At 43.9% G+C, this 18,965-nt stretch carries 16 protein-coding genes; 11 read left to right on the top strand and 5 right to left on the bottom strand.

What is annotated here, in order from left to right; translation table 11 throughout:
• The first annotated feature begins 77 nt into the window (after window positions 1-77).
• Window positions 78-467, top strand: a complete 390-nt coding sequence (locus NJD71_RS03335) for an SCP2 sterol-binding domain-containing protein (protein WP_319050537.1) — start codon at window positions 78-80, stop codon at window positions 465-467.
• Window positions 468-607: 140 nt separating this feature from the next.
• Here NJD71_RS03335 and NJD71_RS03330 read toward each other — a convergent pair whose 3' ends face one another.
• A complete protein-coding gene (locus NJD71_RS03330; protein ID WP_319050536.1) occupies window positions 608-1,582 on the bottom strand; it encodes a hypothetical protein in 975 nt (324 codons plus the stop codon).
• A gap of 444 nt (window positions 1,583-2,026) precedes the next feature.
• On the opposite strand from NJD71_RS03330, the gene NJD71_RS03325 reads away from it, so the two are divergent.
• The 3 genes from NJD71_RS03325 (at window position 2,027) to NJD71_RS03315 (ending at window position 4,461) form a co-directional block, all read left to right on the top strand.
• The gene (locus NJD71_RS03325) at window positions 2,027-3,262 is read left to right on the top strand and encodes a lipoprotein-releasing ABC transporter permease subunit (protein WP_319050535.1); all 1,236 of its coding nucleotides are present in this window, start codon (window positions 2,027-2,029) and stop codon (window positions 3,260-3,262) included.
• A 44-nt stretch (window positions 3,263-3,306) separates the two neighbouring features.
• The gene (gene lolD / locus NJD71_RS03320) at window positions 3,307-3,987 is read left to right on the top strand and encodes a lipoprotein-releasing ABC transporter ATP-binding protein LolD (RefSeq protein WP_319050534.1); all 681 of its coding nucleotides are present in this window, start codon (window positions 3,307-3,309) and stop codon (window positions 3,985-3,987) included.
• Between the two features lie 165 nt (window positions 3,988-4,152).
• On the top strand, window positions 4,153-4,461 hold the full coding sequence (locus NJD71_RS03315) for a hypothetical protein (protein WP_319050533.1): 309 nt from the start codon (window positions 4,153-4,155) through the stop codon (window positions 4,459-4,461).
• Between the two features lie 50 nt (window positions 4,462-4,511).
• Here NJD71_RS03315 and NJD71_RS03310 read toward each other — a convergent pair whose 3' ends face one another.
• On the bottom strand, window positions 4,512-5,087 hold the full coding sequence (locus NJD71_RS03310) for a DUF2062 domain-containing protein (RefSeq protein WP_319050532.1): 576 nt from the start codon (window positions 5,085-5,087) through the stop codon (window positions 4,512-4,514).
• Between the two features lie 299 nt (window positions 5,088-5,386).
• Here NJD71_RS03310 and NJD71_RS03305 point away from each other — a divergent pair, with 299 nt between their 5' ends.
• The 4 genes from NJD71_RS03305 (at window position 5,387) to NJD71_RS03290 (ending at window position 11,642) form a co-directional block, all read left to right on the top strand.
• Window positions 5,387-8,323, top strand: a complete 2,937-nt coding sequence (locus NJD71_RS03305) for a ComEC/Rec2 family competence protein (RefSeq protein ID WP_319050531.1) — start codon at window positions 5,387-5,389, stop codon at window positions 8,321-8,323.
• A gap of 189 nt (window positions 8,324-8,512) precedes the next feature.
• Complete coding sequence (gene sppA, locus NJD71_RS03300) at window positions 8,513-9,568, top strand: signal peptide peptidase SppA (protein WP_319050530.1); 1,056 nt, start codon at window positions 8,513-8,515, stop codon at window positions 9,566-9,568.
• Window positions 9,569-9,832: 264 nt separating this feature from the next.
• Window positions 9,833-10,723, top strand: coding sequence for an alpha/beta fold hydrolase (locus NJD71_RS03295; RefSeq protein WP_319050529.1), 891 nt, complete (start codon window positions 9,833-9,835; stop codon window positions 10,721-10,723).
• Window positions 10,724-10,823: 100 nt separating this feature from the next.
• The gene (locus NJD71_RS03290) at window positions 10,824-11,642 is read left to right on the top strand and encodes a CPBP family intramembrane glutamic endopeptidase (RefSeq protein WP_319050664.1); all 819 of its coding nucleotides are present in this window, start codon (window positions 10,824-10,826) and stop codon (window positions 11,640-11,642) included.
• An 84-nt stretch (window positions 11,643-11,726) separates the two neighbouring features.
• Here the strand turns inward: NJD71_RS03290 and dusA are convergent, their stop codons facing one another.
• The 3 genes from dusA to NJD71_RS03275 all read right to left on the bottom strand — a co-directional run bounded on the left by dusA (window position 11,727) and on the right by NJD71_RS03275 (window position 15,996).
• The gene (gene dusA / locus NJD71_RS03285) at window positions 11,727-12,710 is read right to left on the bottom strand and encodes a tRNA dihydrouridine(20/20a) synthase DusA (protein ID WP_319050528.1); all 984 of its coding nucleotides are present in this window, start codon (window positions 12,708-12,710) and stop codon (window positions 11,727-11,729) included.
• 113 nt (window positions 12,711-12,823) lie between these two features.
• Complete coding sequence (locus NJD71_RS03280; RefSeq protein ID WP_319050527.1) at window positions 12,824-14,128, bottom strand: MFS transporter; 1,305 nt, start codon at window positions 14,126-14,128, stop codon at window positions 12,824-12,826.
• A 224-nt stretch (window positions 14,129-14,352) separates the two neighbouring features.
• The gene (locus NJD71_RS03275; RefSeq protein ID WP_319050526.1) at window positions 14,353-15,996 is read right to left on the bottom strand and encodes a phospholipase D family protein; all 1,644 of its coding nucleotides are present in this window, start codon (window positions 15,994-15,996) and stop codon (window positions 14,353-14,355) included.
• Window positions 15,997-16,419: 423 nt separating this feature from the next.
• Between NJD71_RS03275 and NJD71_RS03270 the strand changes: the two genes are divergently transcribed.
• The 3 genes from NJD71_RS03270 (at window position 16,420) to recR (ending at window position 18,880) form a co-directional block, all read left to right on the top strand.
• Window positions 16,420-17,727 (top strand): O-succinylhomoserine sulfhydrylase, encoded by a 1,308-nt coding sequence (locus NJD71_RS03270; protein WP_319050525.1) that lies wholly within the window; start codon window positions 16,420-16,422, stop codon window positions 17,725-17,727.
• 111 nt (window positions 17,728-17,838) lie between these two features.
• Window positions 17,839-18,168, top strand: coding sequence for a YbaB/EbfC family nucleoid-associated protein (locus NJD71_RS03265; RefSeq protein WP_319050524.1), 330 nt, complete (start codon window positions 17,839-17,841; stop codon window positions 18,166-18,168).
• Window positions 18,169-18,286: 118 nt separating this feature from the next.
• Window positions 18,287-18,880, top strand: coding sequence for a recombination mediator RecR (gene recR / locus NJD71_RS03260; RefSeq protein ID WP_319050523.1), 594 nt, complete (start codon window positions 18,287-18,289; stop codon window positions 18,878-18,880).
• The last annotated feature ends 85 nt before the right edge of the window (window positions 18,881-18,965 follow it).

The following is an 18,965-nucleotide window of genomic DNA, read 5'->3' as shown; positions in this document are numbered from 1 at the left end:
TTTCAATAAATTGATAATTAGGTTAATACGCTAAATAGTAGTATTAACCCAACAAAATACCAATTAAGGACAATAACATGGCAGTTTTTTTGACAGATGAATGGTTTGAGCAAGTAGAGAAGATGGGTAGTGAAGCGGGTGAGTTAAACTTGCCACCAGCACTGGCTAATATGATCGTCAATCTAAAAGTATCTGATACGGAAAAAGATATCGAAGCCAATTTTGCTAATGGCCTATTGCATCGCGGTTTGAATAGCGATGCGACCACGACATTGCTATTGGATCGCAGCATTCTACAATCCATCATCACTGATTTTGACACCAACCAAATCATGGGTGCCTTTATGAGTGGCAAAATTCGTGTTGAAGGTGATATGTCACAGTTGATGGCAGTACAAACTGCTCGCCCAAGTGCAGAGCAAAAAGAGCTATATACTCGTATCAAATCAATGACGACAATGGCTTAATCACGTATTTGTACGACTTTTAATCTAGAGTTTTGAATGGTAAAAGTCGATAAGATACAAAAAAGCCCCTAATACTAGTTAGGGGCTTTTGTTTGTGTGAAGACGAGTCATAGCACGTAATACAGTCAGCTATCCAGTAACTAGCTGGCTTTTGATGGCTGTTTTGCGCTTTGCTGATTCTCTTTATATATCGCTGCTTGTAACCACACATTGGCTTGTACATAGTCGTGTACTTTGATACTGGCGGTCTCTGGTGTGTTTAGAGCACCGATACGCACCACAAACGGATCTGCATCCTGCTCACGTAGCGTCACCACATCAAACAAAATAATGGATTTGCCATTAAATTCAGTCTCTTGTTTCCCAAGGACTTGACCTTGACACCAAGCTTCGTCTTCTTGTCCTAAGGTATCGCCAAACAAGTAAGCGCACATATGACCTAGATTTATTTCGACAGGCGCCATTTGTTCTTTGGTTTCAGGTTTCCACTCACTGATTTGCGCTTGCAAGTCATCTGGAATTTTTCCGTCATTTGCTGCAACGATATCGTTAAAGGCACGGTGATAGCGGATAGATTCTTGATCTTCTACCATGATTACCTCATTTTGTTCGCTTAGCTTAATCTCATGTGCCCATGCGCTAAAATTCACAAAATAAGAGGTATCGCGCTGATACAGATGGCGGTTGGTCGTATAGAGCTGATCAAATGCATAAATGATACTGCCATCAGCAGTACGCAGGCGTAACACTGCATCGTGCGAGTTGTCATTGGCGATGACGCGCTCGATTTTGCAGTCAAGACCATAAGGGCTATCGACGCAAGGGTATGCATTGATAAAGCGCTCAGGCTTGCCATCTTTCATCGCTAGCACTTGATTGATATGGCAAGGCTGATCTTCTGATAACAACAAACAGCTGTCTTTTGCACTGACATTGTTGTTCAGGCCTTTGGGCATGGCGGCGACTTCAATCATTTTTTGTAGCCACTCTGGCACATCTTGACTCATGTCATCGGTCAAAATACGCCAGTGATCACCGTGACCTGCAGACTGCTCGTCGGTCAACGTGATCTTGGTAGGAGATTGAATGTTTTTGTATTGATAATTTATGGTCATGAAAATACTCAAAATTAAGTCAGCGTGAGGTTTGTATCTAATACTGCTGTTACTTACACACCATTCAGTATTTCAAATTACTGGTTTATGATGTCAGCGATATGATCAGCAAGGCATGAACAAATCACAATGTGGGGTTAATGACAATTGTCTTTAGCATATAATATATAGGTATGGACACGGCTAATAGCAAGACCCTCTCTCAAAAATAATAACAGAAACCAGTTTTTTGGTAAAAAATCCTCTCAGTACTTGCTAATGACTGGCACATATCAGCCAAATTGTGTCAAACTAGCTCCCTTTTGACGGCTGTCTTTGGCTCGTCTGAAACCCTGTTTTTGTGTTCGATTTATATGTGAGCAGTAGCAAATGTCTGATGCATTGACTGCTGCTCATTATCCAACCTATATAAAGTCGCACGTAGATAAGATAAAGAGTTTGAATATGTTTCGTCCTTTAGCGTTATTTATCGGCTTACGATACACCCGAGCAGAGCGCAGTAATGGCTTTATCTCCTTTATATCACTCATCTCAATGATCGGTTTGACGCTTGGGGTTGCCGTATTGATTACGGTGCTATCAGTCATGAATGGGTTTGATCGCGAGCTAAAAACTCGTATTTTGGGTATGGTGCCGCAGGCCACGGTGGTATCTACTGAGATCATCGGCGATTGGGAACAATTGGCGGATAAAATAAAAGAAGATCCAGAAGTGGCGGCGGTGGCACCCTTTATCCAATTACAGGGCATGCTGACATCTAATGGTCAAGTCGCAGGCATCATGGTGACTGGCGTGGAGCCTGAATATGAAAAAGATGTCTCCATCATAAATGAGCACATGATTGAAGGCAGTATTGATACCTTGCAAAGTGGTGATTTTAGTATCGTTTTGGGCGAGGAGATGGTGCAGTCTTTGGGCTTGCAGATAGGGGACAAGGTGACTCTAGTACTGCCAGAGGCCTCACCGTCACCCGCAGGCGTGATACCGAGATTTAAGCGCTTTACCTTGACAGGTATCTTCACTATTAGCCCAGAAGTCGATAGTCTCATGGCATTTATCCCGATGGGGGATGCCGCCAAACTATTACGTCTGCCCGAGGGCGCCCAAGGCGTACGTATGAAGCTCGATGATATCTTTACGGCACCAGCTGCAGCAGAGAAAGCCGCTGCTATTGCCCCTCAGCAGCTGTATCCTAACGACTGGACACAAACGCATGGTAATCTATTTGGGGCGATTCAAATGGAAAAAGCCATGGTCGGTTTGCTGCTGTTTTTAATCATCTTAGTGGCCGCTTTCAATATTGTCTCAAGTCTTGTAATGCTCGTTACTGATAAAAAAGCCGATATTGCGATCTTGAAGACCTTTGGCGCATCACCTCGACTGATTACCCAAGTGTTTATGGTTCAAGGCGTGGTTATCGGTGTGATCGGTACGGTTGCTGGTACGATATTGGGTGTGATATTTGCACTGACCGTCAGCGATATTTTGGGCTTTATCAATCAAGTCTTTAATCTGAATCTTTTTGACGCTTATTTTGTGAATTATTTGCCTTCACAGCTGCGTTTGCTTGATGTGTTATTGATTACAGGGGCATCGTTTGTACTGAGCTTTTTGGCGACTATTTATCCAGCACGTCGTGCGGCCAAGATTCAGCCAGCTCAAACATTACGCTACGAATAGCCTAAACGCACAAATATCAAAATAAATAAAATAAAGGAAGCGCTATGTCTGCCATTTTGAAGGCGACCAATATCAACAAGATATATGATGAGGGTGCAGTCAGTACACAAGTATTGACGGGTCTCGATCTAACGGTTCATGCTGGTGAGCGCATCGCTATCGTTGGTACCAGTGGCTCAGGAAAAAGTACCTTACTGCATCTACTTGGTGGTCTCGATACACCAACCAGCGGTGAAGTCTGGCTACATGGTCAGCTACTAAATAGTATGAATGAGACTGAACGCGGTGCCATGCGCAACAAGCATTTGGGGTTTATTTACCAGTTTCATCATTTGCTGGCAGAGTTTACAGCTGTTGAAAACGTTGCAATGCCGCTGCTCATGCGTCCAGAAGTATCAACGACCCAGGCACGCACCCAAGCGGTTGAGATTTTGGAGAATGTCGGTCTTGAGCATCGACTGATGCACAGACCAGGTGAGCTGTCAGGCGGTGAGCGTCAACGTGTGGCGATTGCGCGTGCGCTAGTGACCAAGCCCTCGCTTATCTTGGCAGATGAGCCAACGGGTAACTTGGACTACGACAATGCGCAAAGCGTCTTTGGATTGTTGTCAGAGCTACAGAGCACGATGCAAACGGCATTACTAATGGTCACACATGATCGCAATCTAGCGGCGCTTGCTGACCGTCAATTGTTGCTGCGCAATGGTCATTGGGAGCAGTATTAACCCTCCATATGACGAGAATGTCAGATTGACATAAGTATTGTCTATTGGCGCTAATAAGCGCTGTTCTGGTGAAATGTATTGTTGTATTATCGAGTAGATATTTAATAGCAAGAGATACTGAGGCGGCTACCAATCAGCTGCCGTATCTATTTTATAGGAACACATATGATGAATTTAGATGACGATCCAATCGCTGCTTTTGGTAGTGCTGAAGAAGGTGATGAGCCATTAAAGCCTTATATCGATCCGTCTGTGTTTGAGACTATTGATAGTCAAGAGCAAAAGGATTTAATCTCGCCAGTGTTTGATGCGATTACTCTAGCTGGGGTTGATTTTGATCTCAAGGTTCAAGACAGCGCAACTGGTAAACGTTATACGCTATGCAAAAACGATGAAGTTATTGAGATTGTCTCTATGGACAAAGACTTTACAGATAAGCTCAAAGCCGCCATAGATAAGAACAAAGCAGAGTAGCGGTATCAATCAAAAACAACCTTAATACCGCTGGACTGACATAAGTGGTATTAAGGCTCAAAGGATTTGTCAGCGGGTTTTTTCTGACGTTTTTGCCAACTTGCAACGGTTTTATAGCGCCACACTGCCTTAAAGGCAAGTCCACAAATAATGCTGGTTACAACCGCCAAAAGCGTTAATCCGATACAAAATGCTGTCAGCGATACTGTGCCTTTATAGGTAATAAATGGATTGGCACCATCTGATAGCGCCCATAAGCTAAAGTCTGCAATCATCCTACCGATAAACCGCAAACTGATCACAGGTGCGTCAATAATTTTTGCGCCGATATAATATCCAGCATAAAAGATTGGTAGACTAGTCAGTGGATTGGTAATCCATGTCAGACCGAGCGCCATAGGTACATTGGCTCGAAAAATAAGCGAGCCAATTAAGGCCAATAACATCTGCCCTGGCAATGGAAAAAACGCGCTGAGCACACCAATATAAACCGCCTTGTTGAGACTATGGCGATTAAAATGCCATAAACGTGGGTCTGCTAAATGCGGCGCGAATAATTTTAAGGTGCGACTTTCTAGGACTTTTTCTGGTGTAGGAAGTAAGTCTTTTAGACGTTTTTGGGGCACAGGATCGCCTTTAATCGTTAACCACAGTCCGCTCAATGATGTTGAGGGGCTGGTATAGAGTAATATTATGGATAAAAAGTAATGGTGAGTATACATAGGGCAGTGATGTCAGACAGGCATCACCTTCGTATTTCTCATCAGTATAGGGTAATATAAATATAAATGCTATTGCATCATAACTATGCTCATTCAGTTGCTTCCAATATGTCTGTAAATGTAGTTATGTCTATGCCTTTATTGGCATAAATAACCATAGCGAACGACGTTATCTTATTTTGCCTATCAAGCAAGGAGTGCTGGTGTATTGGTTAATTGGCAGCCTCGTCGTTATTGCTATGATGGGGACTTTGACAGTCGCAGACAAGGTGGCAATCCCTACTGAACTGTTTTCGATAGGGGTGGCTAGTACGTCTGGTTTGTTTATCTTACTTATATTATTTTCTATTATTCTACTGACACTTACTCAGTTTCATGTCTCCTCAGCAACAAATCATCACACCTCAAGCAGCATATTAAAAAATGCTGAACGCTCATCTCGTATCGTTAAGTACTTTTTATTTACCATATTAGCCACTTTGTTGGTAGCAGGTAGCGCGCTACAGGCGTTAGTGACACATCATAAAGCTGCAGCCGCAGAAATCACCGATCCTATACGTGTGCAAGCGCTTGTTCGTATTGAAGGGCTAAGCGACAGTGTCTATAGTCCATCCGCAGATAGTGGCTATCGACAAGTAGCCGTGCTAACAAATGTAACGCCATTAATAACTGAATTAACGCCTCAAGATTTGGCAAATAGTACAAGAGACTATATAGCAAAAAATAGCCTAAGTAATAACAACACCAATAGTTCTAACCAAGACAACGACAGTAACGTCACGTACCGAGCATTACTTAATTCTTATCCAAAAAGTGCATCGACTGATGCCACACTCTCAAACCTCAATAATTTGCAGCCTGGTGATACGCTATTTATGAGTTTAGCACTTGCGCCATTGGTGGCCTCCGATCAAACAATAAACAACGCTTCTGGTTTTGATAGCTATCGTTGGTTGCGAGGTCGGCATATTGATGGCAGCGCAAATATCTTGGCTATCAGCCTACTAACCGTAAGTAATAACAAAGCTAGCCTGAATGAGGCGTCACATCAAGATCCGACTTCTGACTCGTATCTTGAGCGCTTGCGCTTGCATATTGATATAGGGCGCTGGCAATTAAGACAGCATTTTTATAGAGACTGGTCAGCACAAACGACAGCAGAACAGCAGGCTAAAGCTGTCACGTTGAGCTTACTCACAGGCGATCGTAGTCTAATTAATCGAGATACCAAAGATTTGTATCAACTGGCAGGTATTTCTCATTTACTGGCTATCTCAGGGACGCACGTATTGTTCTTGGCTATTGTACTAGGTGGTCTCATTGTGCTGCTGCTTAATCAGTTATGTCCAGCACTTTATCGTTATATTCCGCGCTGGCAAGTGCGTTGGTGGACAATGATTGGTGCAGCCTTTATCTACGCGTTGTTTACAGGTTTTGATGTACCTGCTGCTCGTACGGCTTGGATGCTACTAGCGATTGGGCTTGTGAGAGTGACATTGCTACCTATTAGTACAATGCGAGTACTGTTGGCACTGGCCATACTGATGGCATGGTATGATCCTTATGTGCTCTGGCAGGCAGGATACTGGTTGTCCTTCATTGCAGTAGCGCTATTGCTCAAGTACGACGATACGTCACATCAGCACAGTACTGCTGAGTCGGTAGTGCCATATACGAATAGTAAAAGCACTCACAAAAGCAAAAAGCTATTTGGTCATGCTCTGCGAGCTGTTTGGCGTATTTTTAAGCTACAGTTCTGGCTATTCTTTACTTTACTGCCCATCACATTGCTCTTATTTGGCAAGGCATCATTATGGGGGTTGGTGGTCAATTTATTTGCCATTGGGCTGTTTGGTTGGGTGATTGTACCGCTTAATCTACTAGCAGGACTGTGTTATCTGTTATCCCCTATGGTAGCCGACACCATTTGGTCGCTAGTCATTACCATTGTCGGCAGCCTGCATGAGCTGATTGGTTGGTTAACATCGTTGCCAGCACTGTCAGAGGCATGGCTATATACACCAGTGAGTATGGCTATATTGCTTATGGTTGTATTGAGTATTTTGCCTTGGTTGTTGCCTCGAGGTCTGCTCAGTCGTTGGTTGATACTGCCACCATTGACGCTATTGATGATGACGGTGTATGCCAATCAGCAGTCGCTGACCATAGTGCCGACACTGTATGTCCTACCGACGGGTGATTCGTATATAACGGCAGCATTGCTGACATATCCTACCGTAAACAAAGAAAGTAGTAACTGGTTGTTCTTAGCTAATCACAGACCCGCTTCTACACGAACCACGCCAAATAGCCTGACAGCAGATACACTGTCTGCTTCTTTAGAGCAGCAACTGGGGAGCTTATCGGTTAATCGTTTGGAGAGTGTCATAGTACAGAGCAGTAGCGTCGGACTGACGGATACGCTGACCTCTGATAATCAACGCATGATTTCTAGCACCAACAACTCTGAGTTATTACCGAAAACAGTCGTTCACTTGGGAGAGCGCCTACCGATCAGTCGATATTGGCAAGCAGGGCGCTCTGAGCATTGGCTTACGTTTCAGCAAGCATACAAAACAACAAGCGGTGTCAAGAGTCAAACAAATATCAGTGCCCAAAACTGCGAGCAGGGAAGTGTATGGCAGCTGGCCAACGGAGATATATCCATACAGGCAATGACAGGCTGGAGCCAGATAGGCGACGCTAGTGTTTGGGATTGTACAATTGCCATCGATAGCCGCACACCTATACAAGTACGAAGATACAATGCCACTGATCCACTCAAGTCATCACCTATAAATCCTCACCTGCAATTAGCCAATAGCTATCTGGATGATAGTCGTATAGATACTAGTCGTACAGACACTTCTCGCTCACGACTGATTTTAGATACCGATACACACCAGCGCGTCTGGCAAATGTGGTCGCTACTATGTACGGCCGATCTAGCTGACGAGCGCGCAGTATTTGAAAATACAACCTGGCTTGGTCATAGTACCTCTCAGGTGACAGCCGATGTCATGGTTCGTCAAAGCGTTGATACTGTCATGATCTACGATGATAAGCCTTTACCAGTGGCATTGTCGTTAAACACGCTTGATAATAGTGTTGATATTGAAGCTGTTCGCCCTCAAGAATAATGCTGATACTACCAGCGTTACAATATAGTGATATTTCACAGTTATACTATTGAACCATGGTCGAAATACAACCATACTTAGCACCCCATGAATACCGATGACTGATTTGACATAGAGACCATTACTTCTAGTGGTATCTGTCAACCTCATCTTTTTACTGTTTTAGCTTGTTCTGACTTAGGAAGTTATATGCCCAACTGGCCACCAGACCCTAACAAACGTCCTGATAATTCGCCACATCAGCCAACACAAATGCAGCAACCAAACGCGCCGAGTGGACAAGAATGGAAGGTGCTAGAAAATACCTTATTAGCTAGTGTGGTCGAGCAGCGCCGCGCTCGTCGCTGGAGCATTTTCTTTAAATTATTAACCTTTGGTTATATTTTATTGATATTTTTGACCCTAGGTCGCGGTTGCAGTAGCGCGCCAACAGGTATGGATGCCGTAGATACCAGCTCGCCGCATTTAGCTGTAGTGGAGCTGCAAGGTGTAATTAGTAGCGATGATGTGGCCAACGCCTACGATGTCAATGATGCGCTAAGAAGTGCCTTTGCAAACAGCAATTCTAAAGCCGTTGCATTAGATATTAACTCACCTGGTGGGTCACCTGTACAGTCTGATGAAATTTGGCAGACTATGATGGAATTACGTGAAGAGTATCCGGACAAAAAGCTTTATGCAGTGATCGGTGATATCGGCGCATCAGGTGCTTACTATATTGCTTCTGCAGCAGATGAGATTTATGTCAACCCATCGAGCTTGGTCGGCTCTATCGGTGTCATTATGCCAAGCTACAATGTCGAAGGTCTGATGGACAAAGTTGGTGTAGAAGATCGTACGATTACCGCTGGTGAGTATAAAGACATCTTAAGCTTGTCACGTCCATTGACTGATTATGAAGAAAAGCATGTTGAAGGAGTGCTGGCTAATACGCACAAGCATTTCATCAATGCAGTAAAAGAAGGTCGCGGCGACCGTCTCAAAAACCCTGAACAAAACAAACTGTTTTCAGGGCTGTTTTGGACAGGTGAGCAGTCTATCGAGCTGGGCCTAGCAGACGACAACGGTAGCATTACCAGTTTGAGTCGTCAGTTAGAGCTAGATACCGTAATCAGCTATAGTCCAACTGACCCGTTCCAAATGTTTATGGATCGTTTTGCCGTAAAACTAGGGGCAGGTATCGGCTCAAGCGTCAGCCTTGATGGTTTCTTACCGCAAGAAGATGGTGATGCAAAAATGCGTTAAGCGTTTTATGTTTTAGATATAGTGTGTATGATTGTTAAGGCTGGGCATATAATTATGCTCAGCCTTAATTTTGTGCAACCTTAAATAAAACATATGGTTTAAAGTTATAAGAATTACCAGATAAGCGACGTATATATGCCAATTATCAGACTTGCTATAGAGCATGTCTGGTATTTATGTTGGCAATGCAACAATATGACAATGCAATAATATGACAACCACTAAAAATAATAGACAAACCAAACGATTCAAAGAGAGCCTGTTATGAGTGATGAAATAAATTCGCAGACCTTTGCGGTGCTACCTGTCTCCAAGATCACCAATAAACCTGTGCTACATTTTGCCCATGCCAATGGGATGCCAAGCGCTGTTTACGAGCCATTCTTTGAGAGATTGTCAGCGTTCTTTACGATTGAATATATCGCCATGTTGGGCGATACCCCCGATTACCCCGTAGACGATCATTGGCGTAGTCTAACGCAGCAGATTATTGACAGTGTAAAAGATGCCTGTGACAAGCATGGCGTCGCGCAGGTCGCAGGTGTTGGGCATTCCCTAGGAGCCATGTGTACCTTGCAGGCAACGTACCGTCGGCCAGAACTATTTGCTCAAGCCGTACTGATGGATCCGCCTTGGATTTATGGCAAAGTCAGCTTATTGTGGCATTTGGCAAAAACAGCAGATAGATTGCCACTTATGAATAACCGCTTGATGGACAAACTATCACCAGCAGGCGTGTCCAAACATCGCCGTGATGTATGGGATGACCGAAATGAGGCCTATGAAAAGATGCGCCACAAAGGATTTTTTAAAAACTTTGATGAACGCAGTTTTCAAGGATATATCGATCATGGCTTGCATGAACGCGCGGACGGTAAGGTCACATTGGCCATTCCCAAAGCCAGTGAAGTCGAAGTGTTCCGCACCAATCCTTCTTGGTATTGGCTAGCACCAAATCGTGGTCCGAAGGTGCCTGTTACCTTGATTATAGGTCAAGATAGTATCTTTTTAAAACGTCGCTTCCCTCAACAGATACAGTCGCGTTTAGGCATTCCTTATGAGACGCATAAAGGGGGTCATATGTTCCCGCTAGAGCATCCAGAGTCTGTCTCAATGCAGGTGCTCGCCTTGATCGAGCAGCAACTGCCAAAATAAAAGTAATGTATCATCAATTTGTCAGGCTCTTGGATCTGAGCTGACTGTCTACTTGCTAAGTGATATTGATATGTCCAAGAACTCTGTGTCCAACAAACCTATGCTAAAAAACTCTACGCCAAATAACTCTACGCCAAATAACCTAGCTGAACCGTCTGATAGGCAACGCTTGCCTCATCGTGCGCCATTGTTTTCACGCTTAGGAGTATTTGTATTAACAGTAGGTATGGTATTTGCGTTTTTTATCAGTCAATTGGTAGGCGTATATATCGCTGGCAAGCTGGTATTACCTGCTACAAAAAATGAATCGATGGGGGATATATTCTTTTTTGGTAGTAATGATGGGACGGTCGTGAGTATCTCGATAGTTATAGGCTGCATACTGTTGGTAGCGACTAGTATTCTCATTATTCGTCTACGTGGCGGTCAGGTGTGTCAGTACCTAACATTGAAGCCGTTTTCATTTGCGGTAGGTATGGGTATGCTGGGTGTGCTATTGATATTTATGATTGCCAGTCAAGCACTGACCTATATGTTAGATATGACGCCGCTGGTTTTTGTCGATCCACTATATCAATCAGTAAGCTCAATATGGCTGTTGGTCTTTGCGATGGTAGTCGTTGCCCCAATTTACGAAGAAGTTATTTTTCGGGGCATCTTATGGTCAGCGATTGCAGAGCAGTTCACAGCGCCGTCATACTCTGTGCATCACGGCGCGATAGTAGCAAGTATCGTGACAAGTTTGATATTTGCTATTATCCATGTGCAGTACGGTATTTATGAGATCAGCACTATTGTTGTACTGGCACTGATATTTTGCTATGCCCGTATTAAGTCAGGGTCACTATTACTGCCAATCGCACTACATATCATTAATAATGGGGCAGCGATGTGGCAGTATCTCTCACAAGTATCGTAGCCAAAATTGACATTGTAATAGTGACAATATGACAGTAGTGACTAAAATCTGTAGTCTGTTAAATTGACTGCATGCCAATCTGTGCTATGCGTCAGGATTTAACAACAATACCTCATCTGCCGCTCTTTTGACATCATCGAGAGTAAGCTGAGGTTTGCCGCTTAGTGCTTGTCGCCATTTACGTGCGCCCATCAACCCCTGAAATAATCCCAAATAATGTCGCGTCATTGTTGGGAGTGCTTCGCCTTTTTCAATTTGTTCTTCTAGATATGGATATAGCCGTGCCAAGATTTCTGAGCGCTTAGGGATAGTCTCGGGTGTTGTCTCGCCCCACAAGCTATTGGCCTCTGCTAATAGGTACGGGTTATGATAAAACGCTCGTCCTATCATCACGCCATCGATATGCTGCAGGTGCATTTTGATGTCTTCTATCGTGTCGATACCGCCATTGATTTCGATATCTAGCTCAGGAAAGTCTTGCTTTAAGCGATAGACATCATCATAACGTAGCGGTGGTATCTCGCGATTTTGCTTAGGACTAAGACCTTGTAGCCATGCCGTACGTGCATGAACAATAAAACGTGTACAGCCAGAAGCGGCTACTGTCTGCACAAAATCGACCATAAATTCGTAGCTGTCAAAGTCATCAATACCAATACGGTGTTTGACCGTCACTGGAATATCGACAGCTGCTTGCATGTGCTTGACCAAGTCGGCAACCGTTTTGGGCTCTGCCATCAGACAAGCACCTATCTTATTATGTTGTACGCGATCAGAGGGGCAGCCGACATTGATATTGACCTCGTCATAGCCATACTGCTGAGCAAACTCAGCACACTGCGTCATCTCATCAATGTCTGCGCCGCCAAGCTGCAATACAAGCGGGTGCTCGAGCGTATCAAAACGTAGATGCCGTGCTCGGTTACCATGTATCAATGCACCAGTACTGATCATCTCGGTATATAGATACGTATGCGGATTGAACAGTCGTGCAAAGTAGCGATAATCTGTCGTTGTCCAGTCGATCATTGGCGCAACGGAGAGGCGTTTGTTGGTCATATCAACCATGATTATTGAGCCTTAATATTTGTGTCTTAAATAAATGGATAAGGTGCAATGGACGAGACATCCCATTGCACCTTAGTTTTAAACTTTGTTCAAATCAGTGACTGATCCATTATTTATAAAATAACATGATCAATCTTTTTGAATTCGGGCAAATTATAGAAGTAAAGCCCCATAATAATACCGATAGAGCCCACAAAGGCAATATATAGCGCTGGTGAGAAGCTGATAAGCGTCGTGGCGTAACCAAGACCAAAGGGGATCAGTACACCAACGATACCGTAGGTAATATTATAACAAAAAGCGATACCTGTGAGACGTACATTGGTCGGAAATAGCTGAACTAAAATGGCAGGGACCATGCCCACGATACCGGCACAGAATCCCAAAAGTGCATACATAATCAATATATAATCGCCACCCGCCTGCAAATGATAAAAGAACGCCAACGTTTGAGCGATAAGTAGAACAGAACCAATGACCAAAATTTTACCAAAGTTCTCATGGGTCGAGATCATGCCATAAAAGACACAGCCAAGAATCATAAATACGATGCCCAAACTGTGAGAGAAGCTAAACAAATCACTGTCTAAAGTAAAGTTGATTTCTATTAAATCTGGCAGTAGTAGGACAATAACAGAGGTAATGCTAGATATCACTAGAGTCAGTACCATACTGACAAAGATAGAATGCTTGCAGCGCTTGAATAACACCGTAAATGGTCTACCCAAATTCTTACCAGTTTTTGGCTTATCTAACGCCAAGAAAAATGGGGTCTCTTTAACCAGTCGCCATACCAACAATGGTAGACAGGTTAGTAAGGCACCAACAAAAAACGGCAAACGCCAGCCATAATCAGTCAACTGTACGGTGGTCATAAAGCCAGTCAGCCACAGGAAAAACGCATTAGAGAAGAGTACACCTACCAAAAAGCTAGCCGTAATGTAGCTACAAGCCACTGACAAATACTGCCTAGGGACATGCTCCGCCACAAATACCCAAGATAGCGGTGCGTAAAGACCAAATGCCATACCTTGTATGATTCTCAGCAATATGAATAACGCAGGTGCAAGCGCACCCCACTGCGCATAAGTAGGCAGACACGCCATCGCAAGCAAGCTACCTGCCGTGACGATTATGCTCAGAAAAAGGGTCGGCTTTCGACCTTTGAGATCACCATAACGCCCGAACAGAATACCACCAAATGGCCGAGCCAAGTAACCAATGACAAACAGCCCCATTCCTTGCAGCTTAGCAACCGTAGGATCGTTATTAGCGGGAAAAATAGCAGCTGAGACAATGTCTGCAATGTACAAATAAATCAAAAAGTCAAAAAAGATTACAGCGCTGATAAAGCTTACGAATATGACTGTATTTTTGTCTTTTTTAGACATCAGGGCGTATTGAGAACGAGTCGGCATAATAGATCACGCTTCCACAGGGTAAAGTGGCCATTAAGACGATCATCGTTTAGATAATCGGCCATGATAAAAACCGGCAAATCAAAGTATATAAACAATGATTTGCCGAAACAGTAATTTTGTGTGTGTTGTAATAAGAACTTTGATTACAGGATCTGGCTTTTACCAGAAGCGAAACTGCACATCCTGTACTTTTAAGGACTATTTAGAAAAGGATTTACATATTACAGCAGCCAATCGATGGGTAGCCAAGACATGATAGTAAGCCAAATATGATCACTCATATCGACTCGTGGCTCTGACTCGTAAACGACCTCTTTGCCATCTTCCATCGTGTGCCACTCTAAACTGCCATTGTCTAGCAGCTTGACCTCATAAGCCTGATTTAACAAATCATCACTAAGCGCACCGTGTAGCTGTCTTGCTAGCTCGTCATCATTGATAATGACACCCATCTCAGTGTTGATATTGGCCGAGCGAGGGTCAACGTTGTATGAGCCAATAAACACTTGATAATCATCAACTGCAAAGGTTTTTGCATGCAAACTGGTCGATGACTGGCTACGTGCTCGCCACAGTTTATTATCGCGTTTTTCTTCACCAGCCGTCGATTTTAGCTCGTATATTTTGACACCTGAGCGAAGTAGGTTAGGGCGCCATTGGCTATAGCCAGAGTGAACGGCAGTGACATCAGTGGCATCAAATGAATTGGTTAAGATTTTGATATCAACACCAGATTCAGCCAGTTTCACCAACGTATCGACGCCATCTTTGGTCGGTACAAAATAAGAAGAGATAATGGTCAGCTGTTTGGTTGGGCTACCAAGTAACGTACGCAGTTGGTGAACCAAATTGGTTTCAGAGGAGACGCTTTTAGACAGTTTGCCCACATCATCACTCAAGAACTGCATGTCCGTCCAACGAAAAGGCACCTGTTTGTTGATCAGATCAGTATCAATGGTAGAGTCTTCGATAGCGGCCTTATAGACAGTCAAACTGCTGCCGTCGTTGTTTTGCTCATCGATACCGAGCTTGTCCAAAGCCTTTAAAAAGTCAGGCGTAACGTCAGTATCGAATTCGGCTAAGGTCTCAATATCAAACGCCAAAGGAGATGACCAGTAACTGCCGAAGCTATTGTCAATATCTGCGACCACCTTTCCGATAAGCAAAACATCCAAATCTGCAAACTGACTGCTTTGATCGTTACTTAGGTATTCGTTGCCGATATTACGTCCGCCAATGATGGTGATTTGCTTGTCAAAAGTCATGCTCTTATTGTGCATACGGCGATTGATACGCGGCAAACCAGTGACGTAGTTTAAGGTCGGCATTTTGCGGTGCATCAAAGGGTTGATGATGCGCACTGCGATATTAGGGTGGCTAGCAAAACGTAGCAAGTGCTGATCAAATTTTGCACTATTATTAAAATCATCTAACAACAAACGCACGATGATACCGCGTTCAGCAGCTTCCCATAAGTCTTTTAAAAGTAACTGCCCAGCTTGGTCATTGTGCCAAATATAGTACTGTGCATCGATATTGCGCGTGGCCATACCTGTCAAGATACTACGCGCTGCAAACGCATTTGCCCCAGTAACAATCGGATGGTAGCCTGATAATTCAGGGTGGATCTCATTTTGGGCAGTGATGGCAGTCACCAGATCAGTAGGACTTGGCTCTGCTGTGGTTTCTGGTTCAGAGTCTGGGCTATCTGACTGTTGGTATAATGCATTGACTCGGGCAGATAACTCTTGGCTATCAGACAGGTGCGGCTGCTCAGGTAGACTCTGGCAAGCACTCAGACCCAAAGTCAGACCAAGCGTTAGACTGAGCGATAAAGTGTTTGCTTTTATACTGAACGTCGACATAACGAGTTTACCTTAGTGAGTCTAAATAATACTGTTAAATAAAATGTATGAATAAGTAATGTGCTGAAATCATTCAGCTATTTTAGAGATGATAGCATTGATTGGATGCTCTATCATCATATCACCAAAGGCAAAACCCAAATCGCCGCTCAGCTTAGCAGCTGTTTGCATATCTGCCTATTATAAATACGTTATTTTTGTTAGATGAAATGGCTGCTTTTACTATAATCTAGCCAATTTATATGGCGATAACAGAATCTGGATACGTGAGCAGTGCAGTATATGATAATAATATTTCGGGGTACTCTGAAACCAGATGTGTAGAATAAGGCGACATGATATGATAACCCTGATGAATTTGCTTGATAATCAGAAAAATAAGCAGTCATTTTATACCAACCAAAGTAAAGCAACGGAACGTCTATGAGTCAGTCGCAAACGAAAGATAAAAGCAGTTTGAACCAAAAAACTTCAACCAAAGGGTTGGATCCAAACTGGCGTAATGATGCCTTAGATTTGGGTCTTGACTATGGTATGCAAACCATTGCTGTACGGGCAGGTCAACACCGTACCGATGAGGGTGAGCATTCAGAGCCTATCTTTACTACCAGCTCTTATGTCTACCAATCAGCTGCTGATGCTGCTGCTCATTTTGACGGTACAAAAACCGGTAATGTCTACTCTCGTCATACCAACCCAAGTGTACGTACTTTTGAGCGTCGGTTGGCTGCATTAGAAAATGGTGAGCGTGCTGTTGCAACGGCCTCTGGTATGGGCGCGATCTTGACCATGTGTTTGGCGTACCTCAAAGCAGGCGACCATCTACTCGCAGCCAATCAATTATTTGGCTCATCTATCGGCCTATTTAACAACTATATGGCCAAGTTCGGTGTGGAAGTCAGCTATGTGGATTGTTTTGATAATGATGCATGGGCAAATGCTGTTCAACCAAACACCAAAGTCATTTATTGCGAAAGTCCCAGCAATCCGCTAGCGCAGATTTGTGACATTGGTTACTTGAGTGAGCTATGCAAAGCCAATGATATCTTACTGGTCGTTGATAACTGCTTTGCCACGCCAGCTCTACAGCGCCCACTAGATTTAGGTGCGGACGTGGTTATTCACTCGGCGACTAAGTATTTAGATGGACAAGGGCGAGTATTGGGCGGTGCGTTGGTTGGTAGTGATAAGCTGATGCAAGACGCTTTTACCGTGGTACGCTCAGGCGGTATCAGCATGAGCCCGTTTAATGCATGGGTATTTACTAAAGGACTTGAGACACTTAAATTACGTATGCAGGCGCATTGTCACAATGCCAATAAAGTCGCAGAGTTTTTGGTCAATCATCCTAATGTCAGCACCGTGCATTTCTCAGGCTTGAGCGATCATAGCGCACACGAACTTGCCACACGTCAGCATCATATGAAAGGTGGCTATGGTGCTATCATGGGTTTTGAAGTCAAAGCGTCTGATAGTAATGAGTCAAACAGCCGCGATACAAAAGAAGCAGCGTGGCATGTGATTGACTCGACCCAAATGGTCTCTATCACCAATAATTTGGGTGATGCCAAAACCACGATTACTCATCCTGCAACGACCACGCATTTCCGCCTGACTCCTGAAGCTCGTGCTGAAGCGGGGGTTAAAGATGGTCTGATTCGTCTATCAGTCGGTTTAGAAGATGTCGAAGATATCATCAAAGACTTGGCACGCGGTTTAGACAGTTTGTAAAGATAGCGGTATAATCACTGTTCACGCATGACATGAACTTTACGTGGTTCATGACTACTAATTACGATGCGCACCGTATAACATTCAAATATAAAAGATAAAGAGGCAACTATGAACATTCAAGCATTGATGCAACAAGCACAAACGATGCAAAAGAAAGTAGAAGCAAACGTTGAGTCGGCTAAAAAAGAGCTGGCTAACAAAGAAGTACAAGCCGAAGCGGGCAGTGGCTTGGTTAAAGTAACGATGACGGGTCGTCATGTGGTCAAGCGTTTGACTATTGATCCAAGTTTGCTAGAAGACGAGCCTGATATGATCGAAGATCTTATTGCGGCAGCCATCAATGATGCGGTTCGTCAAGCGGACGAGTTGTATGAAGAAACAATGGCAGGCGCGACCTCAGGTATGGGTCTACCACCAGGTATGCAAGGCATGTTCTAAGCGCTAAATATGTCGTACTGAAGTCAAAAATGGGGTTGTTATCGACATGATACGACCCCATTTTTATAGCTACGATTTATAAATTCAGTTAAATAAAGTCAACTAAAGGAAAGTCACTTTGCTTACAGCCAAATTTGATCAGCTAGTCAAGCAGCTGCGTATTTTGCCAGGTGTCGGTCAAAAAAGCGCCCAGCGAATGGCGTTACATCTGCTCAGTAAAAAACGCCCGCAGGGTATGGCACTTGCCCAAGCACTCGATGAAGCCATGCGCGATATCGTTGAGTGTCAGCGCTGTCATAGCTTTAGTGATGAAGAGGTATGTCCTCTGTGCCAAGACCCTAGGCGCGATGACAGTCTGCTATGTGTGGTTGAGACGGCGGCAGATGTGATGGCCATTGAGCAGACAGCAGGGTACCGTGGTCGTTATTTTGTACTGGGCGGGCATTTATCACCTATCGATGGTATCAGTGCCGATGATCTAAATATTGACCAACTGGTGTGGCGAGTCAAGCAAGAACCCGTAGAAGAGATTATATTGGCAACGGGCACAACCGTTGAAGGTCAGACCACTGCTCATTTTATTAGCGAAGCAGTCAATCGTCATGTGAGTAGAGTCACGCGTTTGGCACAAGGCGTGCCGATGGGCGGCGAGCTTGAGTATCTTGATAGCATGACACTTGGTCAAGCCATGCAGAATCGCTCTTTTTTATAGTATTTGATAAAGCCTAAGTCTTAGCCACTTTGTTTCATGAAGTTGTTATAATTGTATTCTCCTTTAATCTTAATAAGATGCATGT

The organism is Psychrobacter sp. PP-21, assembly GCF_033790785.1.
GTDB lineage: Bacteria > Pseudomonadota > Gammaproteobacteria > Pseudomonadales > Moraxellaceae > Psychrobacter.
The sequence above is the reverse complement of the archived record's forward strand: the minus strand, read 5'-3'. Positions and strand labels throughout refer to the sequence as shown.

Excerpts from the sequence above, each read along its gene's own strand:
- NJD71_RS03335 (WP_319050537.1), top strand. The coding sequence starts at position 78 with ATGGCAGTTTTTTTGACAGATGAATGGTTTGAGCAAGTAGAGAAGATG.
- sppA (WP_319050530.1), top strand. The coding sequence starts at position 8,513 with ATGCCCAACTGGCCACCAGACCCTAACAAACGTCCTGATAATTCGCCA.
- NJD71_RS03265 (WP_319050524.1), top strand. The coding sequence starts at position 17,839 with ATGAACATTCAAGCATTGATGCAACAAGCACAAACGATGCAAAAGAAA.
- NJD71_RS03275 (WP_319050526.1), bottom strand. The coding sequence starts at position 15,996 with ATGTCGACGTTCAGTATAAAAGCAAACACTTTATCGCTCAGTCTAACG.
- NJD71_RS03295 (WP_319050529.1), top strand. The coding sequence starts at position 9,833 with ATGAGTGATGAAATAAATTCGCAGACCTTTGCGGTGCTACCTGTCTCC.
- NJD71_RS03270 (WP_319050525.1), top strand. The coding sequence starts at position 16,420 with ATGAGTCAGTCGCAAACGAAAGATAAAAGCAGTTTGAACCAAAAAACT.
- NJD71_RS03280 (WP_319050527.1), bottom strand. The coding sequence starts at position 14,128 with ATGCCGACTCGTTCTCAATACGCCCTGATGTCTAAAAAAGACAAAAAT.
- NJD71_RS03315 (WP_319050533.1), top strand. The coding sequence starts at position 4,153 with ATGATGAATTTAGATGACGATCCAATCGCTGCTTTTGGTAGTGCTGAA.
- dusA (WP_319050528.1), bottom strand. The coding sequence starts at position 12,710 with ATGGTTGATATGACCAACAAACGCCTCTCCGTTGCGCCAATGATCGAC.
- NJD71_RS03330 (WP_319050536.1), bottom strand. The coding sequence starts at position 1,582 with ATGACCATAAATTATCAATACAAAAACATTCAATCTCCTACCAAGATC.
- lolD (WP_319050534.1), top strand. The coding sequence starts at position 3,307 with ATGTCTGCCATTTTGAAGGCGACCAATATCAACAAGATATATGATGAG.
- NJD71_RS03290 (WP_319050664.1), top strand. The coding sequence starts at position 10,824 with ATGCTAAAAAACTCTACGCCAAATAACTCTACGCCAAATAACCTAGCT.
- NJD71_RS03325 (WP_319050535.1), top strand. The coding sequence starts at position 2,027 with ATGTTTCGTCCTTTAGCGTTATTTATCGGCTTACGATACACCCGAGCA.